The sequence below is a fragment of the Paenibacillus sp. NRS-1781 genome (genome assembly GCF_050467745.1).
GTDB classification, from domain to species: domain Bacteria; phylum Bacillota; class Bacilli; order Paenibacillales; family Paenibacillaceae; genus Paenibacillus; species Paenibacillus terrae_A.
This window is the reverse complement of record NZ_JBITPI010000062.1, coordinates 1-19,389: the sequence shown is the minus strand read 5'-3', so window position 1 is coordinate 19,389 and position 19,389 is coordinate 1. Positions and strand designations below refer to the sequence as shown.

12 protein-coding genes, 1 pseudogene and 2 CRISPR repeat arrays are annotated in these 19,389 nt (G+C 44.0%); all 13 genes and pseudogenes read left to right on the top strand.

All coding sequences use genetic code 11. The features are described 5' to 3' along the window. Nucleotides 1-92: 92 nt before the first annotated feature. The 13 genes and pseudogenes from cas5c (at nucleotide 93) to ACIFO6_RS21175 (ending at nucleotide 19,147) form a co-directional block, all read left to right on the top strand. Nucleotides 93-815 carry a type I-C CRISPR-associated protein Cas5c gene (cas5c, locus tag ACIFO6_RS21235; protein ID WP_430043623.1) on the top strand — a complete coding sequence of 241 codons (723 nt, stop codon included), beginning with the start codon at nucleotides 93-95 and terminating at the stop codon, nucleotides 813-815. Continuing rightward, the gene (gene cas8c, locus ACIFO6_RS21230; protein WP_430043621.1) at nucleotides 812-2,737 is read left to right on the top strand and encodes a type I-C CRISPR-associated protein Cas8c/Csd1; all 1,926 of its coding nucleotides are present in this window, start codon (nucleotides 812-814) and stop codon (nucleotides 2,735-2,737) included. The genes cas5c and cas8c overlap by 4 nt, the downstream gene beginning before the upstream one ends. Further along, complete coding sequence (gene cas7c / locus ACIFO6_RS21225; RefSeq protein WP_430043619.1) at nucleotides 2,738-3,604, top strand: type I-C CRISPR-associated protein Cas7/Csd2; 867 nt, start codon at nucleotides 2,738-2,740, stop codon at nucleotides 3,602-3,604. Further along, a complete protein-coding gene (gene cas4 / locus ACIFO6_RS21220) occupies nucleotides 3,591-4,250 on the top strand; it encodes a CRISPR-associated protein Cas4 (protein WP_430043617.1) in 660 nt (219 codons plus the stop codon). Before cas7c ends, cas4 begins: the two co-directional genes overlap by 14 nt. Further along, nucleotides 4,247-5,278, top strand: a complete 1,032-nt coding sequence (gene cas1c, locus ACIFO6_RS21215) for a type I-C CRISPR-associated endonuclease Cas1c (protein ID WP_430043615.1) — start codon at nucleotides 4,247-4,249, stop codon at nucleotides 5,276-5,278. Before cas4 ends, cas1c begins: the two co-directional genes overlap by 4 nt. Before the next feature lie 8 nt (nucleotides 5,279-5,286). After that, nucleotides 5,287-5,577, top strand: coding sequence for a CRISPR-associated endonuclease Cas2 (cas2, locus tag ACIFO6_RS21210; protein WP_430043613.1), 291 nt, complete (start codon nucleotides 5,287-5,289; stop codon nucleotides 5,575-5,577). A gap of 181 nt (nucleotides 5,578-5,758) precedes the next feature. After that, a CRISPR array of direct repeats spans nucleotides 5,759-7,767; the repeat unit is 33 nt; unit sequence GTCGCACTCTGTATGGAGTGCGTGGATTGAAAT. Nucleotides 7,768-8,068: 301 nt separating this feature from the next. Next, nucleotides 8,069-10,534: pseudogene (locus tag ACIFO6_RS21205) on the top strand (LamG-like jellyroll fold domain-containing protein). 269 nt (nucleotides 10,535-10,803) lie between these two features. Beyond that, a CRISPR array of direct repeats spans nucleotides 10,804-12,387; the repeat unit is 32 nt; unit sequence GTCGCACTCTATATGAGTGCGTGGATTGAAAT. A 123-nt stretch (nucleotides 12,388-12,510) separates the two neighbouring features. Further along, the gene (gene cas6, locus ACIFO6_RS21200; protein ID WP_430043611.1) at nucleotides 12,511-13,398 is read left to right on the top strand and encodes a CRISPR system precrRNA processing endoribonuclease RAMP protein Cas6; all 888 of its coding nucleotides are present in this window, start codon (nucleotides 12,511-12,513) and stop codon (nucleotides 13,396-13,398) included. Between the two features lie 239 nt (nucleotides 13,399-13,637). Continuing rightward, nucleotides 13,638-14,507 (top strand): DUF6602 domain-containing protein, encoded by an 870-nt coding sequence (locus ACIFO6_RS21195; protein WP_430043609.1) that lies wholly within the window; start codon nucleotides 13,638-13,640, stop codon nucleotides 14,505-14,507. Between the two features lie 7 nt (nucleotides 14,508-14,514). Then, complete coding sequence (locus ACIFO6_RS21190) at nucleotides 14,515-16,602, top strand: Cas10/Cmr2 second palm domain-containing protein (protein ID WP_430043607.1); 2,088 nt, start codon at nucleotides 14,515-14,517, stop codon at nucleotides 16,600-16,602. Between the two features lie 17 nt (nucleotides 16,603-16,619). After that, the gene (locus tag ACIFO6_RS21185) at nucleotides 16,620-17,372 is read left to right on the top strand and encodes an RAMP superfamily CRISPR-associated protein (protein ID WP_430043605.1); all 753 of its coding nucleotides are present in this window, start codon (nucleotides 16,620-16,622) and stop codon (nucleotides 17,370-17,372) included. Further along, nucleotides 17,365-18,333, top strand: a complete 969-nt coding sequence (locus ACIFO6_RS21180) for a hypothetical protein (RefSeq protein WP_430043602.1) — start codon at nucleotides 17,365-17,367, stop codon at nucleotides 18,331-18,333. The genes ACIFO6_RS21185 and ACIFO6_RS21180 overlap by 8 nt, the downstream gene beginning before the upstream one ends. Nucleotide 18,334: 1 nt before the next feature. Next, nucleotides 18,335-19,147 (top strand): hypothetical protein, encoded by an 813-nt coding sequence (locus ACIFO6_RS21175; RefSeq protein ID WP_430043599.1) that lies wholly within the window; start codon nucleotides 18,335-18,337, stop codon nucleotides 19,145-19,147. The last annotated feature ends 242 nt before the right edge of the window (nucleotides 19,148-19,389 follow it).

Below are 19,389 nucleotides of genomic sequence, written 5' to 3'. Positions count from 1 at the left end.
AGTGATGGTTGTATTTATTTGGAATATAGTATATGCTGAGAATGTAAATTATAAAAAAATAAATAATCCTTTATAAGAAGGGAGGATGAAAAATGCGGAATCAAATTGAGTTTGAGGTGTCGGGAAGATACGCTCTTTTCACAGACCCATTAACCAAGCTTGGAGGAGAAAAATTTTCATATCAGGTTCCTAGTTATGAAAGCTTAAAGGGGATTGCGGAAAGCATCTACTGGAAGCCGACATTAACGTGGATTGTGGACGAGGTTCGAGTTATGAAGTTTATCCAGACTGAGTCAAAAGGAATTCGCCCAATTGAATATAGCGGGGGAAATACCTTGGCTTACTACACTTATCTAAAAGACGTTTGTTATCAGGTACGTGCTCATTTCGAGTTCAACCCCCATCGTGAAGACCTTATGTATGACCGTAACGAATTTAAACATCACAACATAGCTAAACGGGCGGTCAAGGCAGGAGGCCGCAGAGATATTTTTCTGGGTACACGTGAATGCCAGGGCTACGTTGAACCCTGCGTTTTCGGCGAAGGAGCGGGGGACTACGATGAGGTTCCTGAAATTGATTTTGGTACGATGGTGCATGGGATCAGCTATCCGGATGAAACCGGTCGTAAAGAACGGGAAACCCGTCTTTGGAGAGCCAAAATGCAACACGGTATAATCAGCTTTATTCGCCCGGAGAAGTGTCCACTGATACGTAAAACAGGTGAGGGGACAGTAAAAACGTTCAGCTCTGCCAACATGCAGGATGTGGACAGTCTGTACGAAGAAATGTTCGTGGATGGGGGAAGCGAATGAACTGGCTGGCGAATTTATATAAAACGTATGAAAATCATACGAATGTTGTCGGACAATTTGAGAAAAAGAGAAATAACCGTGAATACGCGTTGATCCCCGTATCCCATACGACACAGAGTGCTCACATAGAGGTCAATCTGGACGGAGAGGGCAACTACCTTTCAGCAAAAGTTATCGACAAAAATGAGGGGAGCACCATTATTCCATGTACGGAGGCTTCTGCTAGTCGGACAAGCGCTCCAGTTCCGTATCCGCTCTTTGACAAGCTTGTCTATGTGGCAGGCGACTTTGTACAATATTGCGGCGAAGTAAAAGGAACGCCGCACACAGATTACATGAAGCAATTGCGTTCCTGGTGCGAATCTCCCTATGGGCACTCGAAGGTAAAGTGCGTTCATGAATATCTGGCCAAAGGAACTCTCATAACAGATCTGATTCGGGACAAAGTTCTCTGGATTGACGATCAGGGCAAGTTGATTGAAAAATGGACCGCAGCACTTGAAGCGGAGCGTGGGGAAAAGCCTAATATTTTCAAAGTAATCGTCTCCGATCAAAGTGCGGCTTTTATCCGCTTCGCGGTTCAGGTGCCAGGGGAGGTAGAGTCCAGATTATGGCGTGACCCATCTGTTCAGCAATCTTTTATCCAATTTTGTGAGATGGGCTTAAAGAAAAAAGAATTATGTTATGTATCGGGTGAACTGTTGCCTTATGCAGACAAACATACTTCGCGTATCCGCAACTCCGCTGACAAATCCAAGCTGATTTCAGCGAATGATTCTGACGGCTTCACCTATCGGGGACGATTTCGTAGCAGCCGCGATGCGGCGACGGTCAGCTACGAAGTATCCCAGAAGGCTCACAATGCCTTAAAGTGGCTGATCGAACGTCAAGGGATTACTGTAGACGGTAGAGTTTTCCTTGTGTGGGGAATAGAAAGTCTGGATATGCCTGATCCGCTCGGTGATACGTTCAGCCTGTATCAAGATGAGGATGAAGAGCTGACAGGAGGAGACAGCACTCATAAGGAATTTGCTAATCAAGTGCGTCGCGCCATTGGCGGTTATCGTTATGATGGCGATTATGCCTCCAATGTCATCATTATGGTATTGGATGCGGCGACACCGGGGCGGCTGGCAATGGTATATTACCGTGATCTGAACAAGGAGATGTTTCTGGATCGGTTACAAGCTTGGCACGAAACCTGTTACTGGCAACATCGGTATCGGAAAAGTGCAGATAACAAGAACATTACCTTTATTGGAGCACCTGCAACGAGAGATATTGCCTTTGCAGCCTACGGTCCACGAGCGAATGATAAGATTGTCAAAGGTTTAATTGAACGGATGCTTCCATGCATTGTTGACGGACGAAAAATTCCGCTTGATATTGTACGCAGTGCGGTTAATCGTGCCTCGAATCCAGTGGGCTTGGATGAATGGGAGTGGGAGAAGACGCTCGGCATCACCTGTGCATTGGTGAACAAAACATTTGAGAGGGAGGGCTTTGAAGTGGCTTTAAATACCGAAAATAAAGACCGTAGCTATTTGTTTGGCAGGATGTTGGCGATTGCGGATGTGCTGGAAAGACGGGCACTAGGTCGGGAAGAAAAACGGGCTACAAATGCAGTTCGTTATATGAATGCTTTTGCACAGCGGCCAAGTCGAACCTGGATGATTATCCAGTCGAATATTCAACCGTATCAGGCAAGAATGGGAACCGATGCGGGATATTACAATCGCCTGCTGGATGAGGTAGGTGCACAGTTAGAAGCTGAGAATTTTACGGACAAACCGTTAAGCGGTCTGTACCTACTCGGATTTTACAGCCAACGTAACGATTTGTACACGAGCAAGAAAGATAAGGAAATAGGAACTGATACCGAACAAGACCAGGAAAATAATGAACAGGGAGAGATCATATAAATGAGTGTACTTGACCATAAAATTGATTTTGCCGTTGTACTGTCAGTCCGTAATGCTAACCCGAACGGTGATCCGTTGAATGGCAATCGTCCGCGCCAAAATTATGACGGTTTCGGTGAAATTTCCGATGTATGCATCAAACGCAAAATCCGTAATCGTCTACAAGATACGGGGGAATCCATTCTTGTACAATCCGACGAGAGACGTGTGGATGCTTACCGCAGCATTAAAGAACGTGTAGACGCTAATACGGAAGTACAGGAATTTGGTAAGGGCAAAAAGCAAAACAATGAGCTTTACGCCCAAGCAGCCTGCAAATCCTGGATCGATGTACGAAGTTTTGGGCAAGTATTTGCTTTTACCAAAGAGGATGTGTCCCTTGGGATTCGTGGACCTGTGTCCATACATACGGCGGTAAGCCTTGCTCCTATTGATATTTCCAGTATGCAAATTACCAAGAGCGTCAACGCAGTAACCCCTAAGGACCCTAATAAAAAAAGCTCTGATACGATGGGGATGAAGCACAGGGTTGATTTTGGTGTCTATGTTTTTTATGGGAGTATAAATACACAATTGGCGGAAAAAACCGGATTTACCTATGAGGATGCAGAGAAAATTCGGGAAGCTTTAAGAACACTGTTCGAAAATGATACCTCTTCCGCACGTCCTGATGGGAGTATGGAAGTTCATCATCTGTACTGGTGGGAGCATAATTCCAAATTAGGGCAATATTCTTCGGCTAAAGTCCATCGTTCACTACAAATTCAGCTAAATAAAGATGTGAGCGAAGCGAGGTCTTTTGAGGATTACGTATGCACGGTTCAACCGCTGGAGGGCTTAACGGTTCAAGAGTATGCAGGGCTATAACGAAGAAGATTATTTGCTATTATCCGGTATACAGCATTTTAATTTTTGTAGAAGACAGTGGGCGCTTATTCACATTGAGCAGCAATGGGAAGAAAATGTGCGGACGATCGAGGGGGATCATTTACACCGAAAAGCCGATCAGCCCATGATTCGTGAAAAAAGAGGGGATAAACTCGTCGTACGCGCATTACCTATACACTCCAGAGAGCTTGGTATTACTGGAATCTGTGACGTCGTAGAGTTTGTACGTGATCCTCATGGGGTTCCGCTGGCAGGGGAGGAAGGGATGTACCTTCCCTTTCCTGTGGAATACAAGCGTGGCAAGCCCAAACGAAATGATTCAGATCATTCTCAGTTAGTCGCACAAGTGATGTGTCTTGAAGAAATGCTCTTATGTGATATTGCAAAAGGCTACTTTTATTACGATGAGATCAAGCATCGGGTAGAGGTTGTGATCACTGCGTCTGACCGTGAACGGGTGCGAGCAAGTATTCAGGAAATGCGGCATTATTTTGAGCGCAATCACACCCCTAAAGCCAAAGCAGGGCCACATTGCCAAAGCTGCTCGCTTCAACATATATGTGTGCCGGAAATTTTAAATAAAAGGTCTGTTTCCAGTTTCATTGAAAGCAGGATAGCTGAATGAAAAAATTACTGAATACGTTGTTTGTTACCTTGCCGGATACGTACTTGTCACTGGATGGGGAAAATATTGTGATTAAACAAGAAGAGGCCATTCTGGCACGCTACCCGTTGCATAACCTGGAAGCTGTATGTACTTTTGGCTATGCAGGGGTAAGTCCGGGTCTGATGGGTGCTTGTGCAGCACGCAATATAGATTTAACCTTTATGACGCGAACTGGACGCTTCTTGGCACGTGTGATCGGAGAGAGCCGTGGAAATGTGGTACTCCGAAAAGAACAGTATCGGATTTCCGATGATGACCAAAGAAGTGCTCTTGTAGCCAGAAATATGATTATAGGCAAGATATATAATAATAAATGGATTTTGGAGCGAGCCACAAGGGACTATCCCCTGCGTATTGACGCTGATCGAATGAAAAAGGTGACTGCTTCTTTAGCGGGGGTCATGCAGCAAGTCCGTGAAGTGGAGGAGCTGGACATTTTGCGTGGTTTGGAGGGTGCGGCGGCTGTACAGTACAATTCGGTTTTTGATGAGCTGATTTTGCAGCAAAAGAATGATTTTTACTTCCATGGACGCAATAAGCGCCCGCCGTTGGATAATGTCAATGCTTTATTATCCTTTGCCTACACACTGCTATCCAACGATATGAAATCTGCACTGGAAGCTGTCGGATTGGATGCTTATGTAGGTTTTCTGCATAGAGATCGTCCGGGGCGAGCTTCATTGGCACTGGATGTGATGGAAGAGCTTCGTGGAGTATATGCCGACCGTTTTGTCCTTACATTGATTAACAAAAAGTTGATTCATGGCAAAGGATTTTACAGGAAAGAAAATGGCGCCGTGATTATGGACGATGATACGAGAAAAATAGTATTGAAGGCATGGCAGGAACGCAAGCAGGAGAAGATTATTCATCCTTATTTGAATGAGAAAATGTCCTGGGGGCTTGTGCCCTATTCACAGGCTTTGCTCTTGGCTAGACATATTCGGGGAGATCTGGACGAATACCCTCCATTTTTGTGGAAGTAGGTGTGATCTTGTTAATTCTCATTACGTATGATGTAAGCACAGTAGACAGGGAAGGCAGAAAAAGATTGGCCAAGGTTGCAAAAAAGTGTGTAGATCACGGACAAAGGGTGCAAAATTCCGTGTTTGAGTGCATTTTGGATTCGACCCAGTTTCGCCGTTTGAAGTATGAATTAGAAGAATTGATAGACAAAAAAGAAGACAGCCTGCGTTTCTACAACTTAGGAGATAACTATAAAAAGAAGGTAGAGCATATAGGGACAAAAGAAGCTTACGATATGGAAAGCCCGCTGATTCTGTAAGGTGCGAATGTGAAGCTCACATAAAAACCCCGGGTCCTTCGCACCTCGAAATTTGTCGAAAAGGATTAGAATCCACTTTCTATAATAGAAGTCAATAGTTGATTCAGACTTTTTTAGCATTATTTTTTGCGAAAATGTGTGCAATTGATACCATTAGGGTATCAATTGCTGTATTTTCGCTGTCGCACTCTGTATGGAGTGCGTGGATTGAAATTATCTGTCGTTCTTCTGGCGCTACAACCGCCGGAGTCGCACTCTGTATGGAGTGCGTGGATTGAAATCCGCTACCATCTGGAGCCGGGTTGCGATCTTCGATAGTCGCACTCTGTATGGAGTGCGTGGATTGAAATTTCGCCAATCTCCGCGTCCTGTGAAGGCTCCTGCGGGTCGCACTCTGTATGGAGTGCGTGGATTGAAATAGTTCCATCAGGAAGTACAATCCGGAATCCACCGTCGCACTCTGTATGGAGTGCGTGGATTGAAATACCAGCTGCAGCCGGAGCCACAAACTGATTTAGGGTCGCACTCTGTATGGAGTGCGTGGATTGAAATAATAATTGTCCGAAAATCTGTATGCTCGATCATTACAGTCGCACTCTGTATGGAGTGCGTGGATTGAAATTTTAAGGATCGGTGCATTGAAGAGGGGATTGTGAAGTCGCACTCTGTATGGAGTGCGTGGATTGAAATTTTTTCGTCTTGGTCGGGTGAGGTTTGCGGTGTGATGTCGCACTCTGTATGGAGTGCGTGGATTGAAATTTTATTATGAAAAAATACCATCGCTTCAAGAATCGTCGCACTCTGTATGGAGTGCGTGGATTGAAATTTCCAGTGCCTTACGTAGTCTATCCCGCTCTGTCCGTCGCACTCTGTATGGAGTGCGTGGATTGAAATCGTCAAGGGCCAATCATACCGGAACGTGAAAAAGGTGTCGCACTCTGTATGGAGTGCGTGGATTGAAATTTTTATACGTGTACTACGAATGCGATCTTTATAGTCGCACTCTGTATGGAGTGCGTGGATTGAAATAAATGGATATGGGAGGTCGTCCGTAGTGCTTAGTGAACGTCGCACTCTGTATGGAGTGCGTGGATTGAAATCTGTATCTGTTATCACAACACTGCCTCGTCCAAACGAGTCGCACTCTGTATGGAGTGCGTGGATTGAAATTTCGGCTTGCAACGCCGTCCGGCTGAGCTGGCCGAAGTCGCACTCTGTATGGAGTGCGTGGATTGAAATTTGGCTGTTGGTGACAACTCAGCAAAAGCCGGGTCAGGTCGCACTCTGTATGGAGTGCGTGGATTGAAATCCATCTAGCCATACTTGCATCGCCCTCAGAAGGCTGTCGCACTCTGTATGGAGTGCGTGGATTGAAATTTTATCCACTTGAGCTGTAACTTGAAGGCGTTCGTCGCACTTTGTATGGAGTGCGTGGATTGAAATTCCTTTAGCCCGGCTCCTTGGTGAGCCTGCGGCGTCGCACTCTGTATGGAGTGCGTGGATTGAAATTACCAGGATGCCCCAGTGAGAGTACAAGAAAGGATGTCGCACTCTGTATGGAGTGCGTGGATTGAAATATCCTTGGCAGGCAAAATAACAGTTGATGCATACATAGGTCGCACTCTGTATGGAGTGCGTGGATTGAAATCTCAAAGCTGGTTTTAAGGATTCTAAGGTCAGGATGTCGCACTCTGTATGGAGTGCGTGGATTGAAATTTTGAATGTATTGATTATGTCCGCCCATTCCCTGGTCGCACTCTGTATGGAGTGCGTGGATTGAAATTTTTAGTCAGTACATCCTCTTCAAAATTTTTTTGTCGCACTCTGTATGGAGTGCGTGGATTGAAATTTCAATGTCGCTTCATACTCTCCACGGCTTACGTGTCGCACTCTGTATGGAGTGCGTGGATTGAAATCCCCTGCTTTTATATTGTTCCATTACCAAAGGCGGTCGCACTCTGTATGGAGTGCGTGGATTGAAATATATCCAACCGCATGGTTCGCAAAAATGACGAGCCGGGTCGCACTCTGTATGGAGTGCGTGGATTGAAATCTTTTCTTCAATCTTGGAAGTGTATTGTTTTTGTTTGTCGCACTCTGTATGGAGTGCGTGGATTGAAATGCTCAACTGGAGCGGCTAAGTGACGAAGAACTAAAGTCGCACTCAGTATGGAGTGCGTAGATTGAAATTTGGTAGTCGGGGAATAGGTCGTCCGTGATATAAGAGTCGCACTCTGTATGGAGTGCGACCTTTCCACCACACACTGCGTCCATTTTAAACAAACTAGAAAACAACGAAAATCCTCTTATCTACTCAAAATATATTTTACAAATACATTTATGATTCTTGAAAACATAAAGGTATTTACTAATCAATGTAGAATATATATCGCTGTACTCCAATGCCAGAGAGGGGAAGATGAGAATGGAAAGGCGTTTTACATAAAATGGAATCAAGAGAGGCTTTTTAATAACGTTAGCATTATTGCTAATGATCGCAGGGTCTTCATTAGGAATGAGCGATGCTTCCGCTGCACTATCTGAGCAGAAGGATAAGCAGGATGCGCCCGCTTTTTCCGAGGTATCCGTTCATGATCCTTCCATCGTCAAAGACGGCGATACTTATTATGTGTTTGGTTCACATATCTCTGCTGCGAAGAGCAAGGATCTTAAAAGCTGGACTTCTTTTGCAAACGGTTACACAACTCCAGGGAACACGCTTTTTGGGGACTTATCGAAGAATCTCGCAGGTTCCTTTGCTTGGGCAGGGGAGAATGATTCGGACAGCAAGGGAGGTTTCTCGGTCTGGGCACCTGATGTATTTTGGAATGAGCATTATGTCAATGACAATGGGACAAAAGGGACCTATATGATTTATTATAGTGCGTCTTCTACCTACATTCGTTCCGCGATCGGTGTTGCTGTTGCACCCCAAATCGAAGGTCCTTATCAATATGTGGATACGATTATATATACTGGTTTTACGAAGGACAGCAAAGTGGATAAAAAATGGACCAACACGCCGATCCAACAGTTGGTTGATCAAGGTAAGCTGCAAGGTCCAAGAGCGGGATGGTTCAACGCAGATGGTTCTTACGCAAATAAAATGTTTCCGAATGCGATTGATCCAGCTATCTTTTATGATACAGAAGGGCGCTTATGGATGACATATGGATCATGGTCTGGGGGGATTTTTGTACTTGAGCTGGATAAAAAAACAGGAAAACCCATCTATCCAGGTCGAGACGGAACGACGAAAGATGGTCGGCTGATTGATCGTTATTTTGGCACCAAAATTGCGGGCGGATATGGGGAATCAGGAGAGGGCCCTTACATTGAATACAACAAAGAGACGGGCTACTACTATTTATTTGTAACTTATGGCGGATTTGGCTCGGATGGTGGCTATAACATGAGGTTATTCCGGTCCCAAAATCCGTCAGGACCTTATAAGGATGCCAAGGGGCAGAACGCCGTTTTACCTGCCAACACCAAGAATGCTGCTTTTGGCAACAAGCTGATAGGTAACTTTTTGTTCAACAGTAAAATGGGTGATCCAGGCGAAGGAATTGGCTATGGCTACGTATCGCCTGGTCACAACTCTGCTTATACCGATCCTGATAATGGACAAATGTTTGTTGTCTTTCATACCCGCTTTCCTCAGCAGGGAGAGAAGCATGAATTGCGTATACACCAGATGTTCATGAACTAGGAAGGCTGGCCTGTAGTAGCTCCTTACCGTTATGGTGGCGAGACTCTCACAGAACTGGATGAGGATCAAGTCGTTGGAGATTATCAGTATATCAATCATGGCAGTGATACGTTGGCGGCGATCAAGCAAGCGCAGTTTATTCAGCTAAAAGCAGATCACACCGTCACAGGTGAGCTACAAGGAACGTGGCGTAAGGTAGGAGACGCGAGTGTTCAGCTGACGCTGGAAGGCACCGTATATGACGGAGTTTTCATTAGACAATGGGATGACTATACCAAGCAATATGTAATGACATTTACGGTTGTTTCCAAAACAGGGGAAATGGCCTGGGGGAGTCAGTTCGCTCCTTCAACGGATGCAACAGTGGTTGAAAGTGTATATGGCGATTTGGACCTCGGTGATACAAGTCGGGTAGTAGCCAATGTATCCCTTCCGAAGCAAGGAAGTCGGCAAACTTCGATGACTTGGAAAAGTTCAGACCCGAACGTTATTTCTGATACAGGCGAGGTTAAACGTCCTGAAATCGGAGAAAAGGCTGCATCAGCAACCCTGACCGCTACGATTACCAAAGGGGAGAGCAGTAAGAGCAAAGCCTTTAACATCACAGTATCTCCTTATGAGATGGCAACGCTGACCGCACAATATAAATTTGAAAATAATCTTGAGGACAGTGAAGCTGCTTTTGCGAATGGTGAGGTCATCGGTGACCGGATTGATCGTGAAGGAGGAACTGTCACCTACACGGAGGGTACAAGTGGTCAAGCGGTCTTGCTGGATGGAAAATCTGGAATTAAGCTGCCCCAAGGGATTATATCCAGTTCTGCATATTCCGTGTCCCTGTGGGTTCATCCGAGTGAACTGACGCTGCATACCCCGACTTTTTTTGGAGCAATGGATAGTAATCACTGGATTAGCTTGCTGCCCAAAGGTCCTGAGGGAGAGAATACGATGCTGTGGTCAGGTAGCTCGCCTTGGTATACTGGCAGCACCGGTATGAAAATCAAAACCAATGAGTGGACTCATCTCGCCTTCACTGTAGACAATGGAGTGTTATCCGTGTACGTGAATGGCAAACCTCAGTTTGCAGGAACAGGATTCCCCGAAGTATTTACATCCAAAGCAGGAACGTTCAACTTGGGTGTTAACTGGTGGGACCCTGCCTTTAAAGGAGCTATTGATGAACTAAGTATATTCGATGGGGCGCTTCCTCCATCTCAGGTGGCAGGGCTGGCCAAGGTGAAATGAACCTAGGCTGATAGATACGAGAGGTTGAGAAGAAGCATCTCCAGTGAGAGATTACTGTGTATGCTTCTTCTTTCTGTGTAGCATAACTCAGTGCGAATGTGAAGCTCACATGAATTCCCCGGGTCCTTCGCACCTCAGTTTTTGTCGAAATTCTGTCGAATGTGAATGATTTGTGAATGCATCATAAAGGAAACGTGCTTTTTTTGATGCCTTATGGTCAAAATTAGGCTAAAATGAATTGAAACGGGTTTGTTTTGACCCTTTTCGCTGTCGCACTCTATATGAGTGCGTGGATTGAAATCTAATAATTAGAAATATAATAAATAATAGAACTAGATAGTCGCACTCTATATGAGTGCGTGGATTGAAATTGTTTCAAATGCTCGAGGAGCCTTATCGATCTCCGTCGCACTCTATATGAGTGCGTGGATTGAAATCGTTTACCTCCCCGATATGATGATCAATCCTGACGTCGCACTCTATATGAGTGCGTGGATTGAAATCATTTGGTGCTGGACACCTTGAGAACCGGGGTAATAAGTCGCACTCTATATGAGTGCGTGGATTGAAATTCCCGACGAGTGAAGCGAAGAAAAACGAGTCAGGTCGCACTCTATATGAGTGCGTGGATTGAAATATTAGCCGCCATAGTCTGGTTACTGGTCCAATCTCGTCGCACTCTATATGAGTGCGTGGATTGAAATAGCGGGCACCATCGTTTAGAAGTCTTTAAGGTGAGTGTCGCACTCTATATGAGTGCGTGGATTGAAATCGTGTGCCAGAAGTCGTACCGCAATTGGACAAAAGTCGCACTCTATATGAGTGCGTGGATTGAAATAATAGCAGCAATCGTTATTTCCTTTGCAATTTCAGGTCGCACTCTATATGAGTGCGTGGATTGAAATCATCTTCATGTACTGGATTGCGGAAATGGTAGACCGTCGCACTCTATATGAGTGCGTGGATTGAAATTTTTTATTCTTTATGACCAGTTCTGCATGATGCTCCTCGTCGCACTCTATATGAGTGCGTGGATTGAAATAGTCCAGAAGAGTGAACCAGGAGCGGCAACTTCAGCAGTCGCACTCTATATGAGTGCGTGGATTGAAATACCCTTGCACTGAGTATCACCTCATACCACGCCGTCGCACTCTATATGAGTGCGTGGATTGAAATTTCAACAAAGAGTGCTATGCAATCCCTTATAACGAGTCGCACTCTATATGAGTGCGTGGATTGAAATTACTATTATATATAGTGTTGTAATGAACGCCTCCAGGTCGCACTCTATATGAGTGCGTGGATTGAAATTTAGTCGCTGGTTTGGGCGCTGGTTTTGGTGCAGGCGTCGCACTCTATATGAGTGCGTGGATTGAAATATGATCGGCGGCGCAACCCTTTTTAAATCCAACCCGTCGCACTCTATATGAGTGCGTGGATTGAAATACAAGGAGATTTTTGAATCCCGTTTTGACACCATAGAGTCGCACTCTATATGAGTGCGTGGATTGAAATTATTTATTCTTTTGGCTATTTGGTGCTGGTTCTTGGCGTCGCACTCTATATGAGTGCGTGGATTGAAATTTTCTTTTTATTACGGTTGTGTGCGTTTAGTATGGCGAGTCGCACTCTATATGAGTGCGTGGATTGAAATCTAGCATAAGCTCGGTAATTACCAATTCCAGGTCCGTCGCACTCTATATGAGTGCGTGGATTGAAATTTAAGTCTGCGGTTTTCATCAAGTTCAGCATTGAAGTCGCACTCTATATGAGTGCGTGGATTGAAATGGTAAGGATCGCTTTTGTTACCTTGGAAGGTAAGTCGCACTCTATATGAGTGTGTGGATTAAAATTGGAGTCCAACCACAGTATCATCAACGAATAAACGTCGCACTCTATAATGAATAATTAACAGGTGTAGGAGCTCTGAAAGATCGGTCACACCTTGTTTAACTAAATTGGATTTGGAGTAAATCATGAATAGACAAGCACCTATTTTTTCACTGGAATACTTACCGTTACTTATTCGACTGGAATGTAAGGAAACAACACGATTGCCTGCTTTTCTCGGCTCAACGCTTCATGGAGTGACAGGATGGGCGCTACTTCAACATTCGGAATCATATGCGTACTTATTCGAGAATCGCCGATTAGGTGGAGCTAAACAGGACATTGTCAACCCTTATATCATTGAGCCGCCTAGGCCAAAGTCTGTATACTATGCAGGGGATCAGTTATGCTTCAAATTAGTGTTGTTAGGAGATGCGATTCATTATGCCAGGCATTTAGTGACTTCGTTGGCTCAAGTACAAAGATTCGGGATTGGAGCGGAACGAAAGATTTTCGAACTGACAGACATTTTGCATGGTAATCAGTATGGATTGATTTGGAAACAAGGACAATTAGATATGAACGCGGCTACACCAGAAAACATTTCTGTTCATGCTCTGCAAGATCATGCTTCATGGTGCTCTATCCATATGGTGACCCCTGTTCGCATTCGGCGAGGTGGGGCGCTGGTGCAGGAGATTGATTTTCCTACCATCATTCGGAGTATTACGAGGAGAATTCAGACGTTGACCGAGCGTTATGGAGGTTACATGAACACGGATATATCCATGAAGGCGTGTGAACTTGCGAGCCATGTTCGAGCCGTGTCTGCCGCGTTGTATTTGAACCAGATGCACCGATACTCGAATCGAAAAAAGGAATCCGTTGATTGGAGCGGCATGCTGGGTACACTAACATTTGAGGGAGAGCTTTCTCCCTTTACGCCTTGGCTGAACGCTGCACGCATGTTACATATCGGTAGGAACTCTACTCTTGGCTGCGGACAAATGGACGTAGTCTATAGGTCAATGTGATGTGATTTTACAACCTTGCAAAAATGGATTCTTGAATATTGGATGGTTGAACTTCTACGTGATCTGTAAGCTTTGATCGGTAGTGATTGTTGTACCTGCAAACTAAATTTCATAGGAATAACGAAAAATGCAATTTGGGCTAAGGCTTAGGTTGCATTTTTTTATATGGGATTTTCAGGGAATCTGTTATACTATTAATAGCTGCACAACGTTATTTATAAGCGAAGGAGTGTTAAGGCGTGACGAGGGAATTATCATTTGATGAGAAGAAAGAGAAGATGATTAAAAATGTTACAGGAAATTATATTGAAGTGGAAAAATCTATAGTCAACCAGCTCTACATGAAGCACGATTTGCATGGAACGACGGTTGGCTCTGAGCGAGAGCTGATCTGGTCGCAATTGTTTGAAATGATTATTCCCAAGAAATTTGTCATTGAGCAATCGGTATTCATCATTGATTCTCAGGGTGGTGTGTCCAAGGAAGTAGATTTTGCTATTTTGGATGAAACATATACACCTTATATCTTCCGCTATGGGCGCATCAAGTTTGTTCCAATCGAAGCCATTGCGGCAGTTATAGAATGCAAGAGCCAGCAGCTTGAAGCAAGTTCCATTGAAAAATGGGCTGAAAGCATCAAGTCTTTGAAAACCTCGGGGCAATCTATCGCCCGCATTGCAATGGACATTGCTATGGAAGCTGTTAAAACACAAAAATCCACTCGTCCCCTCCGTTTATTGTGTGCCTTGAAGGAAAATTGTGGGGATGACATCAAGCAGCATTTTGATTTTACATTGCTCGCCTCCAGGAAAAATGGGGGAAATGAACGTATTGAGATTGAGTGTAATGCGGATGATACGTTGTTCTCCTGGTTCAAGAGGCTTAATTTTCATGAATTCACGATGGATGCAGCTTTAGAAGAGAAAGCATCAAAAATGCTTAATAAAATTTCACTTGAAAACTACAAGGTACACGATCAGAAGGGTCAAAGTATTTCACTCTTAACCTTTAATTTCCAATTGAATCAGCTATTAATGCTAATCAATAATCCTATTTTATTTCCGCATCGAGCATATGTAGATTTATTTGACCGAAAAGGAAAGGAATGAATTCCGAATGAGCTCATACGTGGTAGCTGTGTCGATGGACAAGGTGCAGTCCTTCTTATATTATGTGCTCCAAGCGCAGATACAGGAGAAACAAAGTAATAACGGGACTTTGAACACGATCATAGAATCTTCCAGATTAATTTCAGATCAGTTCTATCAGGATATTGGAATGGAGGGAGAGAGGGGTCCATTTGCCAAGCATATTGACGAAGAGTTGCTAAAATGTTCCGGCATGTGTGTGTTTGTAACTTCGCTTCCGGAGGATCAAATTGTTAAGAACCTCAATGGAATATTTGAAACGTATTATAAGAAATTGAGCGGGCAGATCTTCATGAAGTATGTGTATTTCAAGCAGACCGATTTAAAAAACAACAACCCATTGCAGGCGATTAAAGAAAGCAAGAAACGGCTGAGAGAGAAAGCTTGTTTTAACTCGATCATTGCACAGAATCGCGAATTATTGTTTATGTTTCATTCATCACCTGAGAGAGAACAAAAACGGGGTTTGACGACGTCATCGGTAACTAATGTTTTTAGTGCATTCACTAATACGATTAATGACTTGTATTCGAAACAGGATGAGAACAACGATAATCATTTCAGGGTTGCAGTCATTAAGGCTGACCTGGACGGGATGGGGGAACTTTTTAAGCAATTAGACAGTCATGAGACTTATAAGCAGGTAAGCGAACTGCTTTCGAAATACATATGTCTGGAATACTTGCATGATGGGGTAAAAAAATTTAAAAGAAATGATCCCGAATTCAGGCTGTACCCGCTGTATATTGCGGGAGATGATATTTTCTTTGCTGTGCCGACCTCCAAGCTCGTGGATGGGGTTAATCTGTGTAAAGATATTTTGAAGCAGATTAATGGAGAAATTGAACAAATTAACCGCAAGAGGGAAACAGGACTTCAACCATTGTCCATGAGCATTGGTATTGATTTTACATTCAACCGTGAGCCAATCCGGTACTACCATGAGAGGGTTCAGCAACAGCTTGATTTTGCCAAGAAAGCACCAAGCATGGTGGCTGTTGCAGGAGTTGTTCCGCTGTCCTGTATGAAGATCAGTATTAACGAATATGTGCTTTATCGTTATGATCTGGCATCAGACAGCTCAGGGCGCTTGAAACCAACCAAGAGTAAAATTACGCCGGAGCAAAAATTCAAGGAATTTCATGCGGAAAAGAACAATTGGAAGCACTTCGTTACACAAGTCAAACGGCTTCAGGATGCCATGGAGGAAGGTTTTGCTGCACATCACTTTTTCTACGGGCTTCTGAACAAAATTACAGATCCTAAAGTGTGCAATAACCTTATGAAATATAGCAATTCTGTGCTGTACCATGTGATTCCGCAATATCTGAATAGTAATAACCGCAAACTGAGAGAGTCGGAGCTGCTTATTCTTGAATCTATGCTGAAGCAAGTGGTTGTTAAAACTACGAAGTCGGGAAAGACAAGCAAAGAAGGAAAGCTGTCCTTCGGCATGGATCAACGCCGGCAACTTGAAAAGTATGTTCGGTTATTGCTGCTATTTGCCGATCCTCGGTTCAAGATTGTCCAGAAGAAGACTCGATCTGTTGCGAATGATTTTGATATTAAACGGGTGAGAAGTACGGTGTTTAACAAAACATTACGTTATCTGTTCGATCAAAACCTTGGGGGATCGAAGGATTGTAAAGTGTTTCGGGAGATTTTTGTAGAGTATACCAGATATACTCCATTGTCTGATGCTGGGAGTAAACGAGGTGGGGGCATCGGAAAAGAAACAGAGGTTGAAGTGTATCGTACTCTGCGTCTATCGAACTCTTTGTTGCATCGCTTCAAAGGCATGAATGACATTCAACGGGTGGCTGAGATGATCGAGGCAACGAATCCTCAGCAGAAAGAGGATATTATTACCATTGAGCAATTACGTCGAGAGGAGCATAAGGCTCCACCCGGGCTGTATTTTGATAAAGAAACATTTCTGCGGATGGCTCGAAGCCAGCAGATGTGGAAATCGGAATACATCGACTCATTGCTAATCTTTTACCAATTACGAGAGCAATTGATTCAATTAAGAGTACATCCAGCATACTCGAAATAGCCAGGAGGCAACAGAACATGGATACAGAGAAGACTACAGAGAAGAAAATTACAGTAAAAGTAACAACTCGCTCCAATCTCTTCATTGGCGGTTCTCCGGCAACGTTTGAAATCGGCGGTGTTGATCTGTTCACGGTTACGAACAAAGAGGGGCTGCCTTATATTCCCGCTTCTTCGTTTAAAGGAACTTTGCGCTACATTGTCCGGGAAATGCTTGAAGGTCATGGAGCTAGCGCAGAAATTGCTCAAGCATATAAACAATACTTGGAGAGACTTCGGGAGGAAAACAATCTGGAGTGTGAGAAATATGGTATTGAAGAGGAACGGATTCAACGGATGGATGAACGATATGGCAAGATCATTGAAAAGGCATCTGCCGAGGATTTGTTTGGAATCGAAGGATTTAATGATACGCCAAAGCTGCTGTTTAACGACCTGCTGCCAATAAGAGAAAAAGCAAATAAAGATGATTGGTTCTCCATTGATTCCAAAAACAGCATTGAACTCAGTAGTCAAGGCGGAATGCCACGAGTTCTTGCTAATCCTCGGACATACAGGGTTGTACGCCCGGGGGTTTCATTCGTGGGAGATGTGTTGCTCCATAACACTGAAAATTTAAACGGACAAAATATCGGGTCTCAAATTACAGATTTTATTAAAGAAGCCATGATCCAATTCAATTCAGGAATCTATCGCTTGGGTAATTCAGGTAGCCGAGGGTATGGCCGAGTGGAGATTGAATTTGTTGGGGAGGATTCCTGGCATGGCTGAATGGAAATATTACCGGATAGATATGGATTTGATGGGCAGGATGACTCAGCTTCCAGATTCCCAGAAAATGTTTGGAGCCTTGGTGCATCGCTTTTCAGAAACCTACTCTTCTGTACAAGCAACGCAGATGGTTGACAAGATAAAAGGTGGAGCGATGCCTTTGGCGCTGTCTAACATGCTCCCGCGTGGGTATTTGCCTGCTCCACATACGGAGTTAATACATCAGCTGAGCGTGGATGGTCAAGGCAACAAGAAAATGTATCAGGCATTGAAGAGGCGTTCATATGTGAAAAGCGGGCAGCTTGCTGAGTTGATGAGGGAACCGAGCCGGGCGAGCGACCTTTATCCCTATGCGCATATTGAGTTCACACAGCAGATTCACGCGTCAATTGACAGTAAGCGTTATAACTTGCCAGGCCTTGATCCCAACCTCTACTCTGTACCTGAAGTTATTGTGAAAGAGGTAACTCAAGAGGGGAAACAGGAGCAAACGATTTGCGAATTTTCGTTGTACCTCGCGATGGAGGAATGCCCTGAAGGAGATTTATTGCTCAAAATGTTGGAACTAGCTAGAGCTGAAGGTAAGACATTCATACTCGGGCCTCGTGGTTCTCAAGGTCTGAATACTTTCACAGTCACACAAATCCAAGAGGAATCTAGCGTAACACCGAATCAAACAGGTTATTATTTGAATCTGGGTATGCTGCTGCCCAAGAATATTGATTTTGATAGGTCCAGCCTCAAGCTGTTTACCTCAGAACGCAGACCATATAATCCGCCTGGGGGTTGGGACACTGGAAATAGCGGCAAGTTCATTAGTTTTATCGAAGCGGGTAGCATAGTATACGCACCAACAGGAATTGAATGTGCCGGGCACTCAATTCAGTCACCTTTTCATCCGCGAGATATAGTGTTTGGAAGTGCCTTGTTATACCCACTGAGTGAGAGGGAGGGGGATTGAAATGTCGCTCAAGAGATACGAGTATCGTTTAAAAACTCTGTCTAAGCTTGCCATGTCGCCAAGGGATCATCAAGGATTTTATTTGGCTGCTGGGGATTTCAAAAGGGAAAATATCTTGAAACGTATGTCTCCAGATGGCGATACCGATAAGAATGCGGAGGAGAACAAGGTTAATATTATCTATCCCTTTTATCAATATGGAGGATACTCCACATATAATCCAGATAGTACGCAATACTATATTCCCGGTTCTTCGCTCAAAGGTGCGATGCTCTCCCATTGTACGGGACAGTTTGCATCGAGGTTGTTGGTCGATGATATTCAGGTTAAGAGTAAAGATTTGCAGTTAACCCAGCTTAACAAGCTGCAAAATCTGTCAAAAGAAACGAACGAGTCAATTATACTGCAACCCTTCTTTTCCAATGTAGCTGTTGAGATGCTGGCGGCAGGATGTGAGTATATCGGAGAGTTGTTCTGTGAAGAGGAAATACATATATACTTACAGGCAGCTGGGAGAGGGACGATCCTTAAACTTTCACAATTGCGAGATAAGCTGAGTGTCGTCAGTAAGGAAATTCGAATTGATGATGATACTAGGAGATACGTTAATCAATTGAAAAATAATATACAATCCATCATAGATGATAGTCGCGAGGCATGTACATTACTGCTCGGAGGGTATAAAGGGCTTGCGTTATCTGGTGTGTTTAAGAATGCAGAGTTTGATAAGCTTGACACTGCGGTGTATGTGGATCTGCCGTCGTATTTACCACATGGAATTGTGCAGATTGAGGTATACCGAGAGGTAGACTGAATCAGGTGCGAACCTCAAGCTCACATGATTTTCCCGGGAGATTCGCACCTCAGATTTTGTCGAAAACAACGATTTCATAACCTTTTGGCAACACTAATATTGCGTTTATACCATTTTTTATCCTATGATGTAGGTATAACTTGTTAGAATCATTGAAAATACGTAATGATATTTATATAAAATGACTTTATTACGTGTAGTTTCGCAGTCGCACTCTATATGAGTGCGTGGATTGAAATATG